Raw genomic sequence first — 327 nt, forward strand, 5'->3', positions numbered from 1 at the left:
CCCTTGAGGCATTCGTCTATCCGTGTGGTCAGGTTGTGGGTGCGGGCCAGTTCCAGGCAGGTCCGCCAGGTCTCCCGGGCCGCCTCCCCTTCGCCGAAGTGGTGGTGGGCGCGGGCGGTGAAGGCCAGGCAGTCGGCCGTGCCGCCGGCGTCCTCCATGCGGTGTCTGATGGCAAGCGCCTCCGTGAGGGCCGCGAAGGCCTCGTCCCGGCGGCCTAGGGCGCGCAGGATGTCGCCGTACTTGGTGAGCCCCGTGGCGAGGAACAGCCGGTGACCGTCCGTCCGCAGCAGTTCGATCACCCGGCGGATCGCCGTCGCCGCCTGGTCG

The 327-nt window shown here is 71.6% G+C and carries 1 protein-coding gene; it reads right to left on the bottom strand.

Features of this window, described 5'->3' with window-relative positions:
* Positions 1-299, bottom strand: a 299-nt coding sequence (locus tag OQ02_RS39685; RefSeq protein ID WP_197043737.1) for a tetratricopeptide repeat protein, incomplete at its 3' end; no start/stop codon positions are given.
* Between the last annotated feature and the right edge of the window lie 28 nt (positions 300-327).

This window comes from Saccharothrix sp. NRRL B-16314 (assembly GCF_000716595.1).
Classification (GTDB): Bacteria; Actinomycetota; Actinomycetes; order Mycobacteriales; family Pseudonocardiaceae; genus Actinosynnema.